The organism is Streptomyces sp. WY228, assembly GCF_019287315.1.
GTDB lineage: Bacteria > Actinomycetota > Actinomycetes > Streptomycetales > Streptomycetaceae > Streptomyces > Streptomyces caviscabies.
Map to the genome: position 1 here is coordinate 3,488,433 of NZ_CP079114.1, position 13,719 is coordinate 3,502,151.

The 13,719-nt window shown below is 71.4% G+C and carries 13 protein-coding genes; 4 read left to right on the forward strand and 9 right to left on the reverse strand.

The genetic code is table 11. The annotated features are described in order from the left end of the window. The first annotated feature begins 180 nt into the window (after positions 1-180). A complete protein-coding gene (locus KV381_RS15130; RefSeq protein ID WP_050504789.1) occupies positions 181-1,317 on the forward strand; it encodes a glycoside hydrolase family 43 protein in 1,137 nt (378 codons plus the stop codon). Positions 1,318-1,368: 51 nt separating this feature from the next. Here KV381_RS15130 and KV381_RS15135 read toward each other — a convergent pair whose 3' ends face one another. The 5 genes from KV381_RS15135 to KV381_RS15155 all read right to left on the reverse strand — a co-directional run bounded on the left by KV381_RS15135 (position 1,369) and on the right by KV381_RS15155 (position 5,273). Further along, complete coding sequence (locus tag KV381_RS15135) at positions 1,369-1,635, reverse strand: hypothetical protein (RefSeq protein ID WP_030088187.1); 267 nt, start codon at positions 1,633-1,635, stop codon at positions 1,369-1,371. Positions 1,636-1,869: 234 nt separating this feature from the next. Continuing rightward, complete coding sequence (locus KV381_RS15140) at positions 1,870-2,217, reverse strand: MerR family transcriptional regulator (RefSeq protein ID WP_030088185.1); 348 nt, start codon at positions 2,215-2,217, stop codon at positions 1,870-1,872. A gap of 27 nt (positions 2,218-2,244) precedes the next feature. Next, on the reverse strand, positions 2,245-3,180 hold the full coding sequence (locus KV381_RS15145) for an aldo/keto reductase (protein WP_030624612.1): 936 nt from the start codon (positions 3,178-3,180) through the stop codon (positions 2,245-2,247). Between the two features lie 188 nt (positions 3,181-3,368). Next, on the reverse strand, positions 3,369-4,256 hold the full coding sequence (locus KV381_RS15150) for an MOSC domain-containing protein (protein WP_030624609.1): 888 nt from the start codon (positions 4,254-4,256) through the stop codon (positions 3,369-3,371). Between the two features lie 180 nt (positions 4,257-4,436). Next, positions 4,437-5,273, reverse strand: a complete 837-nt coding sequence (locus KV381_RS15155) for a M23 family metallopeptidase (protein WP_086779760.1) — start codon at positions 5,271-5,273, stop codon at positions 4,437-4,439. A 394-nt stretch (positions 5,274-5,667) separates the two neighbouring features. On the opposite strand from KV381_RS15155, the gene KV381_RS15160 reads away from it, so the two are divergent. Next, positions 5,668-6,531 (forward strand): hypothetical protein, encoded by an 864-nt coding sequence (locus KV381_RS15160; RefSeq protein ID WP_086779759.1) that lies wholly within the window; start codon positions 5,668-5,670, stop codon positions 6,529-6,531. Between the two features lie 128 nt (positions 6,532-6,659). Here the strand turns inward: KV381_RS15160 and KV381_RS15165 are convergent, their stop codons facing one another. Both KV381_RS15165 and KV381_RS15170 read right to left on the reverse strand, forming a co-directional pair. Beyond that, positions 6,660-8,594: a long-chain fatty acid--CoA ligase gene (locus KV381_RS15165; RefSeq protein ID WP_218785388.1), complete on the reverse strand. Its 1,935-nt coding sequence runs from the start codon at positions 8,592-8,594 to the stop codon at positions 6,660-6,662. 84 nt (positions 8,595-8,678) lie between these two features. Beyond that, the gene (locus KV381_RS15170) at positions 8,679-9,974 is read right to left on the reverse strand and encodes an acetyl-CoA C-acetyltransferase (protein WP_218785389.1); all 1,296 of its coding nucleotides are present in this window, start codon (positions 9,972-9,974) and stop codon (positions 8,679-8,681) included. 100 nt (positions 9,975-10,074) lie between these two features. On the opposite strand from KV381_RS15170, the gene KV381_RS15175 reads away from it, so the two are divergent. Together KV381_RS15175 and KV381_RS15180 are read left to right on the forward strand one after the other, a co-directional pair. Continuing rightward, positions 10,075-11,397, forward strand: a complete 1,323-nt coding sequence (locus KV381_RS15175) for a 3-oxoacyl-ACP reductase (protein WP_218785390.1) — start codon at positions 10,075-10,077, stop codon at positions 11,395-11,397. 5 nt (positions 11,398-11,402) lie between these two features. Next, positions 11,403-12,254, forward strand: a complete 852-nt coding sequence (locus tag KV381_RS15180) for a MaoC/PaaZ C-terminal domain-containing protein (RefSeq protein WP_218785391.1) — start codon at positions 11,403-11,405, stop codon at positions 12,252-12,254. Here KV381_RS15180 and KV381_RS15185 read toward each other — a convergent pair. Together KV381_RS15185 and KV381_RS15190 are read right to left on the reverse strand one after the other, a co-directional pair. Continuing rightward, a complete protein-coding gene (locus tag KV381_RS15185; protein WP_086779728.1) occupies positions 12,251-12,928 on the reverse strand; it encodes a DUF2238 domain-containing protein in 678 nt (225 codons plus the stop codon). The genes KV381_RS15180 and KV381_RS15185 overlap by 4 nt on opposite strands. A gap of 96 nt (positions 12,929-13,024) precedes the next feature. Beyond that, positions 13,025-13,669: a TetR/AcrR family transcriptional regulator gene (locus KV381_RS15190; protein WP_030088171.1), complete on the reverse strand. Its 645-nt coding sequence runs from the start codon at positions 13,667-13,669 to the stop codon at positions 13,025-13,027. Positions 13,670-13,719 lie beyond the last annotated feature (50 nt).

The following is a 13,719-nucleotide window of genomic DNA, read 5'->3' on the forward strand; positions in this document are numbered from 1 at the left end:
TTTGAAGGGTGCGCTCAGCGGCTTTCCTGACGTGTCATCCGCCGAGAAACGCCCCGGTCATTGACAGGTCCCGCCCTCGGCGGGATTCTGCGAGAGCGCTCTTCTATCGATGTAAATCGTTGCCGTCGTCACCGCCATCAGCGCCGTCACCATCGAGCCCCCCACCCAGGAGCGAGCCCCATGAGCGACCCCACGAGCAAGCCCCTGCACAAACCCAGGAGCCTCTTCCGCCGCTCGTCCGCCCTCGGTGCGCTCGCGCTGGCCGGCGCGCTCGCCGCGACGCTCTTCCTGGCGCCACCCGGCACCGCCCAGGGCGCGCCGCCCGCCCGCGGGGCCGCGCCGCAGGGGCAGACCAGCCTCCGCGCGGCCGACCCCAGCGTGTTGCGGGTGGGCAGTACGTACGTCGGCGTCCAGTCGACCGGCGGCGGGATCGTCGTCCGGCAGGCGTCGTCCACGGACGGTCTCGCCACCGCGCCCGCCCGGCAGGTCTGGGCCGACAGCCGGGGGCGCGGGGAGGTCTGGGCCCCCGAGATCGTGATGGACGGCGGGCGCTACTACATCTACTTCACCGCCGGTGTCGGAGCCGCCCACCGCATGTTCGTCATCAGCTCGGCCTCACCGGACAGCGGATACGGGGCCGAGACCCAACTCGCCCTGCCCGACGACAAATGGGCCATCGACGGCACCCTGTTCACCTTCGAGGGCCAGCGCTGGTTCGTCTGGTCCGGCTGGGCGGGCGACACCAACGTCGAGCAGAACCTCTACATCGCCCGGATGAGCAGCCCGACCCGGCCCACCGGCGCGCGGTACGTCATCTCGCAGCCGCGCGAGAGCTGGGAGCGGGTGGTCGGCAACCCGTTCATCAACGAGAGCCCCGAGGCCATCAAGGACCCGAACGGGCAGCTGCACATCGCGTACTCCGCCAACGGCAGTTGGAGCGAGCAGTACTGTCTGGCCGACCTGCGCCTGCGCAAGGGCGGCGATCCCACGTACGTATGGGACTGGTACAAGTCGAACGGCTGCCTGTTCGGCTCCAACCGGTCCACCATGATGGCGGGTTGGGACCCGACGCTGTACGTGAACGGGCCCGGCCACCACACCTTCGTCCTGCTGCACGGCGACATCGACACCAGCCCGCCCGCCGGCCCGAAGTTCCCGTCGATGTACCACGCGGTCCCGAAGGGCACCCCGTACTCCTGGGCCAACCGCCACTGGTACACCGGCACGTTCGTCTGGTGGGGCGGTACGACGTACTCCCGCGCCAACGTCCCCGGACCCACGTCCGACAAGGGGTGGAGCCTGAAGTTCTTCGAGTGAGCCGTACGCGGCCATCGGCGACGTCGACGAACCCGTGAACTCGCCGAAAGGTCAGGAACTGGCGACAGGCCTGGGTCGCTGCCGGATCCACCGGTGTACGGGCGGCGTCATGCCGCCGCCCACGACGAATCCGATCACTACGCTCTGGCTCGCGAGCGCGATCGTCCCGACCAGCGCGCACAGAACCATGCCGACCACCACCAGGCCCGCGACCTTCATGGGCGAGGCCTGCTGGGTCAGCCATTTCACGGTCGAGAGAGTGGTGAGATACAGGGTGGAGCCGAACGCGGCCGCCGACAGAACGGTCAGGGCATCCATTCCGCAACCTCGAATTCCTGTGGTGCTCCCCCATGGGCAGAGCGTGGTGATCAGTTGAGCAGAATGAACACTAACGATCTTGATGGGGTGGTCAAATTCCTTTGAGTAATACCTGAGGTTCCCTTCTCGACCACCCACCGGGCGAGCGCGAAGAGATGAATGGCCCAAGAGGCCGTCTCACGTGGCAGTGCACTGACGCGGTGAGCCGAATCACGATAGTCGGGCTCCTGGCGCTCAGCTGTAGTAGGCGATCTTCTCGTCGAGCACCTGCATGGCCTGGCGCAGCGCTGCCACCCGCTGTTCCAGGGCGGCACGGCGCTCGCGCAGGAAGGCAACTCGCTCCTGCGGAGAGTGCTCGGCGCGCAGGATGGCGACAAACCCCCGCAGGTCCGCGATGCCGAGACCGGCGTCGCGGAAGCACGTGACCAGACCGATCCAGAAGACGTCGTCCTCGGTGTACTCCCTGCGGCCTCCGCCGGAGCGCCGGATCGGGCCGATGAGCCCTTCACGCTCGTAGTACCGCAGCGTGTCGATGGAGACGCCCGTGCGGTCGGCGGCCGCCGCCGGGGTGAGGGCAGTCATGGTGAGGATCTCCTTTCGTGACCGCAGCTAGCGCGCATCGGCGAAGCGCGCCAGGTGCTCGTCACCGAGCCGCACACCGCGTGCGGCAAGTGCCTCCTCGATCTGCTCCACCCGGCTCGCACCAACGATGGGATCGATGCCCTGCCGCATCAGCCACGCGAGGACGACCTGGTTCCTCGTGGCCGAGAGCTCACCGGCGACGCCGTCCAGAACCTCGAGTACCCGAGCGGTCCCGGGATGATCATAGATAGACGGAAGCGGCTTGTCCGCGCGCACGTAGGAACCCCACATCAGCGAGCTGTACGACCACACGGCGAGCCCCTCCGACCGCGCGAGGTCCAGGTCCTCAGCGGTGAGCATGCGGTGGCCGCCCTCCGCGATGGGGGCGAGCGGGCGCGGCTGGACGAGTGAGTGGCGCAGCTGCAGGGCCGTCCACGGCTCCACGCCTCGCTCCCGCGCGAGCGACCGGGCCCTCTCGACGCGCCAGGCGGTATGGTTCGCCGCCCCGACCCGCAGGGCGACTCCCTTTGCGACCAACTCGCCGAAGGCGCCGACCGTTTCCCTCAGCGGCACGGTACGGTCCTCCGCGTGGGCCCAGAGCAGGTCGACGTGATCAACTCCGAGACGCCCCAGGCTCCCCTCCACACCGGAGTGAATGGCGCGCGCCGAGAGTCCTTCCGCGCTGTCCGGCGAGTGCGGGACGAGCGGGTTGTGGCGGACCTTCGTCGCGATCCGTACCGTGTCGCGCGCGCCCGGGCGGGCCCGCAGCCAGGCGCCGATGACCCGCTCGCTGGCGCCGCCGACACCACTGGGGTCGGTCCAGAAGGAGTAACAGTTCGCGGTGTCGAGCCAGACACCGCCGCCGGCGACGAAGGAGTCGAGGATCGCGAAGGCATGTTCGGGGGCAACTCGCGTGCCGAAGTCCATCGTCCCGAGGACGATCTGGCGGTCTGTGGTATCCATGCTGCCCATCCTCGAATCTGGAGTGCGCTCCAGGTCAAGCGATCGTGACAGGCGGTCCGGAACCCGGCGGCGGTTGAACTGTCGCGCCGACTCGCTCCGAACGCCATTCGGAGTACCCGCCATCCGCGCCCGGCGCGGTCCACGCCGCAGACGGCCGACGACGATGCGCGCAGCCCCGGGCAGAGGCCTCAGCTTTCGGGCTCGCCCCACTCCTCGACGCCCACCTCGTCGCCCACCGACAGCTTCCCCGGCCGCACCACGGCGAACTTCGCGCCGAACACCACCCCGCCTGCCGAGAAGCGCCGGTAACCCGCCAGGGTGCGCAGCGGTTCCGGGCCGCCCCTGGCCCCGGCCTCCTGGTCGACCAGGGTGACCGCGCAGCGCACGGCGAGCTTGGTGTAGCCGAGCTCGGCCGCGCCGATGGTCATGCGGCGGATCCGGTCCTCGGCGTGGGGCTCCGCCGCCCAGTCCTCCCCGTGTTCGCCGTCCTCACCGTGGGCTCCCTCGGGGTGGCTGTCGACGACGAGGTTCGGGCGGAAGCGGTCCATGGCCAGGGGCGGGGCGTCGCGCTCGGCCATCCGCGTGTTCAGGAGAGCGAGGGAGGATCGGGAGAGCAGGTGGACGGCGCTGCTGTCGGCGTAGCCGGAGGTGCCGGGGGTCAGGCCGTCGGTCTTCCGGTCGTGCTCCGGCGGTACGCGGACCAGGCGGCTCGGGGTGCCGAGGAATTCCGTGAGCCAGGCGGCGGCGTCCTCGCCCTGGTCGATGCCCTGGTACGTCGCGCCGAACAGGTCCACCTCGCGCCGGGGCGCGGAAGTGGTGACGTCGAGGTGCAGCACGCCGTGGCCGCTGTCCGGCTCCACCGATGCGAGCGTGAGCCTGCTGCCGTCGGCGGAGGCGGTGGGCCGGACGAGGGCGAGGCGGGGGTCGCGGCGCTGGGTGCGGTAGACCCCCTCGACGCTGACGACCATGAAACTGCGGTCGTGCGCGAGACCCGCCGGGGTGAGGTGCGTACTGTCCACGGACGTTCCCGCGCAGCCCTTGACGGGATAGGTGATCAGATCGACGACCGTGGCCATGAGGCCTCTCCTTCGCGACGCCCTGCCCGCGGATCTGCTGCCGTCGGGCCCTTACGGCCAGGGTGCCAGGCGGCGCGGACGGTGATCGACGGGTTTTGCGCCAGACCACGGAGGTGCCACTGCGCCACGCCGCGCTCCGCCCTGCCCCCGCGCAGCACGGGGGCAGGGCGGAGTGGCCCGTCAGCAGTCCGGGATGACCGTCCCGTTGTTGTCGCGGGCCTCGTCGTTGCCCCAGCGGGAGAGGTAGTACGCGGAGACGTACGCGTTGCGGCCGTTCTTGCCCGCGTACACGACGTCGAGGTCGGTGCGCAGCCACCAGTGGTTGAACTGGCTCGCCGTGCCGACCCGCGCTCCCCACACCTTGCAGTACACGTAGTTGGTACCGGCGTTGAGGACGCCCTGCGCGTCGGCGGTGTTGGCCGCGGCGTAGCCGGTGGCGTTGGCGAAGGTGTCGACCCAGTACTTGCCGCCTCCACCGCCACCGCAACCGTTGTCGCTGGTCAGGTACTTGCTGTAGTACGAGCCGGGATACGGGGCGAGGGACTGGCCGTTGATCACGATGGTCTGGCCGACGCCGTTGTAGAGCTGCTCGTAGTGGATGTGCGCGCCGGAGCTGTTGCCGGTGGAGCCGGTGGTACCGATCTGCTGGCCCTGGGCGACCTGGGCCCCGTTGGCGACGGAGAACGCGGCGAGGTGGAAGTAGTACGTCTTCCAGCCGCCACCGTGCTCGACGGCGATGTAGTTGCCCGCGCCGCTCGGCTGGGAGTAGCGGTACGCGGTCCCGGCGGCCGAGGCGAGGACCGGGGCGCCGGCCGTGCCCCCGCCGTCGGTGCGGACGAAGTCGAGAGCCTGTCTGACCTCGGCGGAGTGATGGCTGTAGGTCCACTGCTGGCCGCAGGCGTAGGGCGCCTTGAAGTTCGGGGCGGCCGCGGCGGGGGACGCGGTGGCGGTGACGGTGAGCAGGCCTCCGAGGAGGGCGAGGAGCGCCAGGAGGCAGGTGCGGGGGGAGCGTCGCATGGGTGGGGAAGTCCTTCGGGTCGACTACCGGGCGGTGGAGCGCGAGGTGCGAGGACGAAGTGCCTGGGCGCGAGATCCGGGGCGCGAAGTGCCGGTGAATCTACGCGAGTTGAACGGGCTCCAGAGTGCCGCAACTTCGGTGGCGGGAACAGGGGGTCGAGGCTTCTTGAACCGCTTGCTCCGCACGGCTCGGAGAAGCGAGCACCGCTCTCCTAAAACGGGTGTCGCAGGTTCCTGCCGGCGGCACAGAGAAAAGGTCCCGATGAGGAGGGTTTCCACCAGCCCGGCCCGTTGTCGTGTACAGGGTCGTGCCACACACGTGCCACTAGAATCCACCGGCGGGCCGCACGGTTGAGCAGTTCGGCCGAAGCAGGCAGGACGCACCCCGGCGCTGATGTTCGGCGCTCCCCGAAAGCCGACCGCGTTCGACAGGAAGGTGACGGTGGCCCAGTTGGACGAGGAATGGCCCTGGCTCGAGGACCGACCTGTGTTCACCACTGGCGGGGAGAGGGGCGGCAACGTCACCGTTGTGCCGGTCGGTGCGGTGCTCAAGCCCTTCACCTGGCGTTTCTGGCTCTATGTGGTGGGCTTCGTCGTGAGCGTGACGCTCGTGGTCGTGGGCACCTGGCTTGCGATCTCCCGTCCGCACGGAGCATCACCCGGTGGATCCTGGTGGTGGCTGGCTCTCGCGCTTCCCGCGACGGGATGCGCTCTGATCTGGTTCGCCGGCATCTACGTCGAGGGCATGCACCGGATCATGCGTGAGCGACCGCGGAACCTCCTGCTGTTGGCCGGCCTGCTCGGCGGGAGCGCACTGGGCGTCGCGGTGCCGACCGCGCTGGGCAGCGCGGAGGGCGTCGTGCCGGCGGCCCTGCTCTCAGCCTCCTGCGCGGTCGCCGGGCTCTTTGCCGCGCGGGGTGTACGTCGCGCACGAAAGGACGTCGCGCGTATCCTGCGTCTCCGCGCCGCGGGTACCGCACACGCGGGAGCTATCGCGGCACTCCCGGACCCCAAGGCCTGGAGCAACGGCGGCGACGTCCCGATCCGCTACCGGGACAGCAGCACCGGAGCCGAGCGCACCGTGACCGTGCGGGTGAACACGTGGGCGCACGAGATCCCGGTTCCCGGGACGCGCGTGATCGTGCGCACCGACGAGGACGGCGACCTGCTCGTCGAGCTCGATCCGGACCATCCGGTCGAGTTCTTCTCCGACAGCCGACGGTACGAACGGGACACCAGCGGCGGCGGCAGCATGTGACCGAGCAGGCAGCCGGGCCGATGATGAAGCCGGAGCTCGCCCTCGGGGGGAGGCCGGAGTCCCCGCCTCCAGCCCCCGCTCCCGGCCCCCGGCCCCCGGCCCCCGGCTCCCGGCCCCTGCCCAAAGTCCTACTTCCGGTACAACCCCTCGATCTCCCCCGAGAAGTCCCGCGCGATAGCGTCCCGTTTCAGCTTCAGCGACGGCGTCAAGTGGCCCTTCTCCTCCGTGAAGTCCACCGGCAGGACCGTGAACTTGCGGATCGACTCCGCGCGGGACACGAGGCGGTTCGCCTCGTCCACCGCCTTCTGGAGCGACGTGCGCAGGTCCTCGTCGTGGATCAGGTCGCGCATCGGGATGTCCTGCTTCTTGGTCATCTGACGCCAGTGCTGGAGGCCGTCCGGCTCCAGGGTGATCAGGGCCGTGATGAACGAGCGGTTGTCGCCTACCACCATGCACTGGCTGACCAGGGGGTGGGCGCGGAGCCAGTCCTCCAGGGGGGCCGGGGTGACGTTCTTGCCGCCCGACGTGATGATGATGTCCTTCTTGCGGCCCGTGATCGTCAGGTAGCCGTCCTCGTCCAGCGCGCCCAGGTCGCCCGTCGGGAACCAGTCGTCCGCCAGCAGCGCCGGGGTCACCTCCGCCCGCTCCCCGTCCCAGTAGCCCCGGAACACCTGGCCGCCCTTCAGCAGCACCTCGCCGTCCTCCGCGATCCGCACCGATGTTCCGGGCAAGGGCCAACCCACCGTTCCCAGGCGGGGTTTGAGCGGCGGGGTCACCGTGTGGGCGGCCGTGGTCTCCGTCAGGCCGTAGCCCTCGAAGATGCCGATGCCCGCGCCCTCGTAGAACGCGGCGAGCCGGCGGCCCAGCGGGGAGCCGCCGCAGATCACGTACCGGACCTTGCCGCCCAGCGCCGCCCGGATACGGCGGTAGACCAGCGGGTCGTAGAGGGCTCGGGCAGCCCGCAGGCCCAGGCCGGGGCCCGGGCCCGTGCCGTGTTCGGCGGCCTCCACCGCCTGGCCGTAGCGCTGGGCGATCCGCGCCGCACGGTCGAACGACGAGGCGCGGCCCATCTTCTCCGCCGTCGCCCGGCCCGTGTTGTAGACCTTCTCCAGGACGTACGGGATGGCCAGGAGGAACGTGGGGCGGAAGCCCGCCAGGTCGGCCAGGAGGTCTTCCGTCTGGATGGAGGGGGCGTGGCCCAGGCGGACCCTCGCCCGCATGCAGCCGATCGCCACCATCCGGCCGAAGACATGCGAGAGAGGGAGGAAGAGGAGCGTCGAAGCCGGGTCCTTCGACACCGACTTGAAGACCGGGTGGAGGAGTTCGATCGCGTTGTCGACCTCGGCGAAGAAGTTGCCGTGCGTCAGGACACAGCCTTTCGGGCGGCCCGTCGTGCCCGAGGTGTAGATGAGGGTGGCCGGGCTGTGCGGTTCCAGGGTGGCCCGGCGGGCCGCGACCGCCGCGTCCGGGATGTCCTTGCCGAGCGACTTGAGGTGGCCGATCGCCCCCGTGTCGAACTGCCACAGGTGTGCCAGGTCGCCGAGCTGCTTGCGCTCCTGGCTGATCAGGCGGCCCTGCTCCTTCGTCTCCACCGCGCACGCCACCGCCCCCGAGTTCTGGAGGATCCAGCGGGCCTGGAAGGCCGAGGAGGTGGGGTAGATCGGGACCGTCACCAGTCCGGCCGCCCAGGACGCGAAGTCCAGCAGCGTCCACTCGTACGTCGTCCGGGCCATGATCGCGACCCGGTCGCCCGCCCGCAGCCCCTCCGCCATCAGGCCCTTCGCGACCGCCACCACCTCGGCGGCGAACTCGGCGGCGCTCACGTCCTGCCACGCGCCCTCGGCGTCCTTGCGGCTGAGGACCAGGTCGTCCGGAGCCTCCCGGGCGTTGTCGAACGGGATCTCGGCCAGCGAGCCGCGCTCCACGATCGGCGCGAACTTCGGTACGGAGACCTCCTGGACCCGGCCGTCCGGGCCGCGCTTCTTCGTCGGCTCGATCAGGACGGGCCGCGAACCAGCCGATGCGGATGCGGATGCGGGTACGGCGGAAGGTGGCGTTGACACGTGCGGCTCCTCGGTTCGGGGGTCGGGCGGGTCGGTTCGCCGGGTCGTCCGTCCGGCAGGGTGGAGAAGAAGGGAACAGCTGCGCTACGGGCGCTCCAGGATCGCCGTCACCCCCTGCCCGCCCGCCGCGCAGATCGAGATCAGGCCCCGGCCCGGGCCCTCCCGCTCCGCCAGCAGCTTCGCCAGGGTCGCCACGATCCGGGCGCCCGTCGCGGCGAACGGGTGGCCGGTGGCGAGGGAGGACCCGGCCACGTTCAGGCGGGTGCGGTCCACCGGGGCCAGGCCCTGCTTCTCCCAGGCGGCGAGGGTCGCCAGCACCTGGGAGGCGAACGCCTCGTGGATCTCGTACAGGTCGAAGTCCTCGATGCCGAGCCCGGCCCGCTCCAGCAGGCGCGGCACCGCGTACGCCGGGGCCATGAGGAGGCCGTCCTCGCCGTCCACGTAGTCGACCGCGCCCGTCTCGTAGAGGGAGAGATAGGCGAGTGGTTCCAGGTCCCGGTCCCGCGCCCACTCCTCGCTCGCCAGCAGGACCGTCGCGGCCCCGTCCGTCAGCGGCGTCGAATTGCCCGCTGTCATGGTGGGGTTGGGGCCGGTCGTGCCGAACACCGGCTTCAGGCGTGCCAGTTTCTCGGCCGTCGAGTCCGGGCGCAGGTTCTGGTCGCGGTCCAGGCCGCGGTACGGGACCACCAGGTCGTCCAGGAAGCCCCGTTCGTACGCGGCGGCCAGGCGCTGGTGGCTCGTGGCGGCCAGCTGGTCCTGGTCCTCGCGGGTCACCGCCCAGCGGCGGGCGGTGACGGCGGCGTGGTCGCCCATCGACAGGCCGGTGCGGGGTTCGGCGTTGCGCGGGATGTCCGGGACGAGGTGGCGGGGGCGTACGGCGGAAAGGGCCTTGAGGTGCGCGCCCGTCGTCTTCGCGCGGCGGGCGGCGAGCAGGATGCGGCGCAGGTCGTCGTTGACGCCGAGCGGGGCGTCGCTGGTGGTGTCGGAGCCGCCCGCGATCGCCGAGTCGACGGACCCGAGCGCGATCTGGTTCGCGGCGGCGATCACCGCCTGGAGGCCGGTGCCGCAGGCCTGTTGGATGTCGTAGGCGGGGGTGCGCGGGTCGAGCGCGGAGCCGAGGACGGTCTCGCGGGCCAGGTTGAAGTCGCGGCTGTGCTTGAGGACCGCGCCCGCGACGAACGCCCCGACCCGCTCGCCGGTCAGGCCGTGCCGCTCCACCAGGCCGTCCAGTGCGGCCGTCAGCAGGTCCTGGTTGGACGCGGTCGCGTAGGGGCCGTCGGAGCGGGCGAACGGGGTGCGGCTGCCGCCGATGACCGCGACGCGGCGCGGCTGCGGCAGCGCGAGCGGAACGAACGGGTCCTGGCGCGTCATCGTGACCATCTCGTCTCGGTCGGTCCGGGATTGTGCATCTCGACCAGCTCCTGACTCTTGAGTAACCTTACTCAAGAGTAAATCTACGACCGAGCAGGGAGTCAGGACAATGGCCGATCGCTATCTGCACCTCACCGGCACAGCACCCGGCCGCTTCCTCACCCGCCGGCTCGGCCTGCCGCAGCCCGCCCCGCTGCGCCGCTGGACCCTGGAGACGCCGGCCCTGGACGGTCCGCTGCTGCATCTGACCGCCGGGGCCTCCGCGATCACGGACGGGCTGGCGAAGGTGCTGGCCGCGACCGGGCTCACGGTCGAGCAGCAGTCCGCCCGGCCCGCCGGAATCGTCCTGGACGCCACCGGGGTCACCTCCGCCCGGGGCCTCACCGAGGTGCACGCGGCCCTCCATCCTGTTGTACGGTCGCTCGCTCCCGGTGGCCGGATCGTCGTTCTCGGCACGCCCCCGTCCTCCGAGGACCACCATCAGGCCGCTGCGCAGCAGGCGTTGGAGGGTTTCGTCCGGTCGCTGGGGAAGGAGATCGGGCGCGGCTCCACCGCACAGCTCGTGCGGCTCCCGGCCGACGCCGAGCCGGCGGCCGCCGAGTCCACCCTCCGCTTCCTCCTCTCCCCCCGGTCCGCCTACGTCAGCGGCCAGGTGATCGAGCTGGCCGCCGCCGCACCGGACCCCGTCGCCGACCGGGGCGCGCCGCTCGCCGGGCGCACCGCCCTGGTCACCGGAGCGGCCCGGGGCATCGGCGCGTCCGTCGCCTCGGTGCTGGCCCGCGACGGGGCGCGGGTCGTCGTGCTGGACGTCCCGCAGGCCCAGGACGACCTCGTACGCACCGCCGACCGGCTCGGGGCCACCGCGCTGCCGCTGGACATCACCGCACCCGACGCCGCGGCCCGCATCGCCGCCGCCGCACCGGACGGGCTCGACGTCCTCGTCCACAACGCGGGCATCACCCGCGACCGACGCCTCGCCAACATGCCGGCCGACCGCTGGGCCCAGGTCATCGACGTCAACCTCGACAGCGTGCTCCGCACCACCGACGAGCTGCTCACCTCGGGCACCCTGAACCGGGGCGGCCGGATCGTCGCCACCGCCTCCATCGCGGGCATCGCGGGCAACAACGGCCAGACCAACTACGCGGCCAGCAAGGCCGGTGTCATCGGCCTCGTCCGCTCGCTCGGCCCGCGCGCCGCCGCCGAACACGGTGTCACGGTCAACGCGGTGGCCCCCGGGTTCATCGAGACGAAGATGACCGCCGCCGTGCCGTTCTTCATCCGCGAGGCGGGCCGCCGGATGAACTCCCTTTCCCAGGGCGGGCTTCCGGCCGATGTCGCCGAGGCCGTCGCCTGGTTCGCGCAGCCCGACTCCACCGCCGTCAACGGCCAGGTGCTGCGCGTCTGCGGCCAGAGCCTGCTGGGGGCGTGAGACCGATGACCTCACTCAGCGCCTCGCTCGTGCGCGGGGCCGTCACGTCACCGTTCAAGCGCGCCGGGCGGGCGGACGCCGCGCTGCCCCCGGGCCGCCTCACCCGCCCGGCCGCACCCGTCGCGCCCGGGCCCCTCGCCGCGTACGCCCGGATCTGCGGGTTCGCGGAGTCCGGCCCGCTGCCGGTCACGTACCCGCATGTCCTGGCCTTTCCGCTCACCATGCGGCTGATGACCGGGCGCGCCTTCCCGCTGCCGGTGCTCGGGCTCGTCCACACCTGGATCGAGATCACCCCGCACCGGACCGTACGCGTCGACGAAGCTCTCGAACTGACCGTGTATGCGGGTGAGTTGACCGCGCATCGGCGAGGGACCGAGGTCACCATGGTGACCGAGGCGCGGGTGGCCGGCGAGCTGGTGTGGGAGTCCCGCAGCGGCTATCTGTCCCGGCACCGGCGGCCGACGGGCGAGACCCCTTCCCCACCGCCCGCGCCCCCGGCCGCCGAGGAGCTGCCCGCCGTCGCCGAGTGGCGGCTGCCCGGCGATCTCGGGCGGCGGTACGGAGCCGTCTCCGGCGACCGCAACCCGATCCACCTGCACCCGCTGACCGCCCGGCTGTTCGGCTTCCCCCGGGCCATCGCCCACGGCATGTGGACGGTCGCCCGCTGCCTGGCCGAGGCCGGAGAGTCCGCCGAACTCCGCTCCGTACGCGCCGACTTCAAGGCCCCTGTGCTGCTGCCCGCGACCGTGACGTACGCCGCCGACCCCGCCGGGAACGCCTTCGCCCTGCGGGGTGCCGAAGGGCGCGTGCACCTCGTGGGGGCGGTGACCCGTCCGGGCCTGGACGACACGCCTTAGGCGCGCCCCTGCTTGTTCAGGCCCGGACGCGTGAGGGAGCGGTCGTGGAGGCGGCTGAGGAACAGCAGGGCGCAGACGGCACCGATCAGGGCGCAGAACATGTCCCACTGGGTGTCCCACACGTCCCCCTGCGTTCCCAGGAACGCGTCCGCGGCCTCGCCGCCGGTGACGGCCGCCAGCCATTCCAGCATCTCGAAGACGGCGCTGAAGGCCAGGCAGGCGCAGACGGTGAGCACCGGGAGCCAGCGGCTGCCGCGCAGAGGTGAGGTGCGAACGAGCAGTTCACGTACCAGGATCGCCGGGACGAAGCCCTGCATGAGGTGGCCGAAGCGGTCGTAGGGGTTGCGTTCCCAGCCGAGCCCGTCGCGCACCCAGTCTCCGACGGGCACCTCCGCGTACGTGTAGTGGCCGCCCACGATGAGCACCAGGGCGTGGGCGGCCAGCAGCGCGCAGAGCAGGCCGCTCAGCGGGAAGCGGTTACGGAACAGGATGATCAACGGCAGGCCCGCCATCACCCACACCGTCTCCAGCAGCCAGGTGGTCGGGTCGGCGGCTCCGAACCTCGACACGACGAGCGCCGCGGTCACCGCGACGGCGAGTGCGGCCGGCAGGCGGCGGCTCGGCGACAGCCTCGCGGCCGGCGACGGGGCGGGGATCGGGGTGGTGACGGCCATCGCCTGCTCCTAGGGGGTCGGTTCGAGCCCCCAGTCTGGGGCTCGCAGGCCGACGCCCCTTGAGTACACGTACTCAACCAGCCCCTGATGACGTGCCTATGACGTCGGGGGCGTCCACGGCTTGGCGTGCATCAGGTTCTCCAGACCCGCCCAGGCGAAGTTCATCAGGGTCGCCGCGGCCTCCTTCGCCGAGACGTCCGGGGTGTCGTTGGCCCAGCCCGCCAGCGACTCCGCGGCCCCCACCAGGGCCTGGGCGAGGCCCGCCACGTCGCGGTCCGCGAGGGCGGGGTCGCTGTGGGCCTCACGGGCGGCGGCTCCGATCAGGCCCGTCACGAACGCGACGATCTCGTCCCGCATGGAGCCGACCTCGCTGACGAACGGCTCCCCGTGCGAGCGGGCCTGGCGGTGCAGGACCGACCAGCCGTCCGGGTTCTCGGCGGTGTGGAGGAAGAACGCCCGCAGCCCCGACCACAGTTGGCGGTCGGCGGGCAGCCCCGGCTCGACCCCGGCGCGTACCGCCTCCAGCAGGGCCGCCGCCTCCCGGCGGATGCAGGCGGAGAACAGCTCTTCCTTGGAATTCAGGTACAGGTAGACCAACGGCTTGGAGACGCCCGCCAGCTCCGCGATCTCGTCCATCGAGGCCGCCCGGTAGCCGCGCTGCCCGAAGGTCCGCACCGCGGCGTCCATCATCTGCTTCTCGCGCACCGCGCGCGGCATCCGCTTGCTCTTCACAGCACCCACGTCCGGCTTCCTCCCCGCCCCCACTGCCCTGCTCCCCGTCCACACTACGG